This is a genomic window from Amycolatopsis sp. SID8362 (assembly GCF_010550475.1).
Taxonomy (GTDB): domain Bacteria; phylum Actinomycetota; class Actinomycetes; order Mycobacteriales; family Pseudonocardiaceae; genus Amycolatopsis; species Amycolatopsis eburnea.
Window position 1 is genome coordinate 1 of sequence record NZ_JAAGNB010000932.1, and the last position, 2,660, is coordinate 2,660.

General features: G+C 71.9%; 4 protein-coding genes and 1 pseudogene. 3 read left to right on the plus strand and 2 right to left on the minus strand.

Annotated elements, in window-relative coordinates; translation table 11 throughout:
* Both G3I65_RS29125 and G3I65_RS29130 read left to right on the plus strand, forming a co-directional pair.
* Positions 1-183 (plus strand): annotated as a pseudogene (locus G3I65_RS29125) (hypothetical protein); the annotation flags it as partial.
* A complete protein-coding gene (locus tag G3I65_RS29130; RefSeq protein WP_309235781.1) occupies positions 176-850 on the plus strand; it encodes a DUF402 domain-containing protein in 675 nt (224 codons plus the stop codon). The pseudogene G3I65_RS29125 and the gene G3I65_RS29130, both read left to right, overlap by 8 nt.
* On the opposite strand, the gene G3I65_RS29135 is transcribed toward G3I65_RS29130, so the two are convergent.
* Positions 807-1,109, minus strand: coding sequence for a hypothetical protein (locus G3I65_RS29135; RefSeq protein ID WP_160698938.1), 303 nt, complete (start codon positions 1,107-1,109; stop codon positions 807-809). The genes G3I65_RS29130 and G3I65_RS29135 overlap by 44 nt on opposite strands.
* Positions 1,110-1,205: 96 nt before the next feature.
* On the opposite strand from G3I65_RS29135, the gene G3I65_RS29140 reads away from it, so the two are divergent.
* Entirely contained in the window at positions 1,206-2,309 is a 1,104-nt protein-coding gene (locus G3I65_RS29140) for a branched-chain amino acid aminotransferase (protein ID WP_160698939.1), read from the plus strand.
* 74 nt (positions 2,310-2,383) lie between these two features.
* On the opposite strand, the gene G3I65_RS29145 is transcribed toward G3I65_RS29140, so the two are convergent.
* Positions 2,384-2,660, minus strand: a 277-nt coding sequence (locus G3I65_RS29145) for a nicotinate-nucleotide--dimethylbenzimidazole phosphoribosyltransferase (protein ID WP_203612538.1), incomplete at its 5' end; no start/stop codon positions are given.

Genomic DNA, 2,660 nt, shown 5'->3' on the forward strand with positions numbered 1-2,660 from the left:
CTCGCCGCGGGCCACGAGGTCCGGACGCGGGCCGGGGTGCCCGGGCTCGCCGGGCTGGCCGTCGCCGCGGTGGCCGCGTACTTCCTGCCGGTGCTGCCGGTGCTCGTCGCCGCGGGTCTGGTCACCGTGACCGAGCTGCTACTGGGCGTACGCGCGCGCAGGTACAGTGGGGTGCGTGACTGATCGACGCTGGCGGCCGGGGCAGACGGTGGTCGAACGGTTCCACCGCCCGGACGGCTCGATCGGCCAGGTCCACCCGCTGCGCGTGCTGGAAGACGACGGCCGCGTGCTGCTCGCCTGGCTGCCGGCGGGCACCCCGATCGTCGGCAGCAGGCTCGTGGACGGGCGCTCGATGGCGGAAGCGCCCCTGGAGCAGCGGTTCCGCATCCCGCGGGTGCCGGTGCCGGACTTCTGGCACCGCACGTCCACGCTGCGCCGCATCGCCGACGACGAATGGTCGTCGGTCTGGTGGTTCTTCGACGCCGAGGGCCGCTTCACGAACTGGTACGTCAACCTCGAGGTCCCGCTCGGCCGGAACCCGCTGGGGGTCGACCGCATCGACGGCGTGCTCGACGTCGTCGTCGACCGGGACGGCACGTGGCGCTGGGACGACGAGGACGAAGCCGAGGTGGCGATCGACGCCGGCCGGCTGACGCGGGAGCAGCTCGACCGGCTGCGCGAAGAGGGCGAGCGGATCGGCGCGCTGGCCGAACGCGGCACCTACCCGTTCGACGGCACGGACACCGACTTCCGCCCGGACCCGGCGTGGCCGGCGCCGCAGCTGCCCCCGGGACTGCTGGCCGGGCTCAGCCCGCGGTCAGGAACAGGACCAGCGCCAGCACCGCGTTGATCACCGCGAGGATGACGACCGACTTCGTCGGGAGCACCTTCGGGAACACGGTCTTGCCGTGGATGCTCCGCCACCAGACGATGCCGAAGACCCCGCCGACCAGGCCGAGGAACCCGCCGAAGCCGCTGCTGAGCACCGCCCAGCCGACCATGCCGAGCAGTCCGACGCCGAACGTCAGGAGCACCGCGGCGGCGAACGTCTTGACGTCCGCCCCGCCGGTCTTGGGCCGGGGCACCGGCTGCGTGGAGTGGTAGGTCACAGCGTCATAGTAGAGCGGTCACGGCGCGGGCGCGGGAGACCCGGAACACGAGGACATCCGACTAACGTGCGTCCGACCAAAGGGTATCGTCTAGCCATGACGACCACGACGCAGTTCGCCCCTGTCCCGCACCCGAGTCCTGCGAGCGCGGACCGTGTCGCGGAGGTACTGGAAGCCCCTGGATTCGGTACTTACTTCACCGACCACATGGTCACCGTGAAGTGGTCGAAGGCCGAGGGCTGGCACGACGCCCAGGTCGGCCCGTACGCCCCGTTCACGCTCGACCCGGCGACGTCGGTGCTGCACTACGGCCAGGCGATCTTCGAAGGCCTCAAGGCCTACCGCCAGCCGGACGGCTCGATCGCGTCGTTCCGCCCGGACGTCAACGCCGCGCGGTTCCGCCAGTCGGCCGAGCGGCTCGCGATGCCGCAGCTGCCCGAAGACGTCTTCGTCGACTCGCTGCGCGAGCTCATCGCCGTCGACTCCCGGTGGGTGCCCACCCGCCAGGGCGACTCGCTGTACCTGCGGCCGTTCATGATCTCGACGTCGACCGGCCTGGGCGTCAACAGCCCGGCCGCCGACTACGTGTACACGGTCATCGCGTCCCCGGCCGGGTCGTACTTCTCCGGCGGCGTGAAGCCGGTGAGCGTCTGGCTGTCGACGGAGTACGTGCGCGCGGCTCCGGGCGGCACCGGCGCGGCGAAGTGCGCGGGCAACTACGCGGCTTCGTTCGTCGCGCAGGCGCAGGCCGTCGAGAAGGGCTGCGACCAGGTGGTCTGGCTCGACGCGGTCGAGCGGCGCTGGGTCGAGGAGATGGGCGGGATGAACCTGTTCTTCGTCTTCGGCTCGGGCGAGAACGCCCGGCTGGTCACGCCGGAGCTGACCGGCTCGCTGCTGCCGGGCGTCACGCGGAAGTCGTTGCTGCAGCTGGCTTCGCGGCTCGGCCACAAGGTCGAGGAGCGCCGGATCTCCACCGACGAGTGGGAGAAGGCGTCGGCGTCCGGTGAGCTCACCGAGACGTTCGCCTGCGGCACGGCGGCGGTGATCACCCCGGTCGGCCACGTGAAGCACGCGGGCGGCGAGTTCACCATCGCCGACGGCCAACCCGGCGCCTTCACGATGAAGCTGCGCGAGGAGCTGACCGGCATCCAGGAGGGCACCCACCCCGACACCGACCACTGGATGGTCAAGCTCGGCTGAGTGCGCCCAAAAGCCGTGAAGGCCTCCTTACCGGGCAAAAATGCCGGTAAGGAGGCCTTCACGGCTTTTCGGGGTCAGGAAGCGGGGGCGGTGATGAGGGGGCCGGAGACGCCGGCCTGCTCGTGCGTGGCCGTCTCGGCCAGGACGCGCGCCGCCATCATCAGCAGCGGGAGTGCGGTCACCGCGCCGGTGCCTTCGCCGAGGCGGACGTCCAGCTCCAGCAGCGGCCCGAGGTCCAGGTGCTCCAGCGCGAGGGCGTGGGCGGGCTCGGCCGTCCGCTGCCCGGCCACCCACCAGCGGCGCGCGCCCGGGGCGAGGTCTTCGGCGACGAGCGCCGCCGCGCACGCCACC

Excerpts from the sequence above, each read along its gene's own strand:
- G3I65_RS29140 (WP_160698939.1), top strand. The coding sequence starts at position 1,206 with ATGACGACCACGACGCAGTTCGCCCCTGTCCCGCACCCGAGTCCTGCG.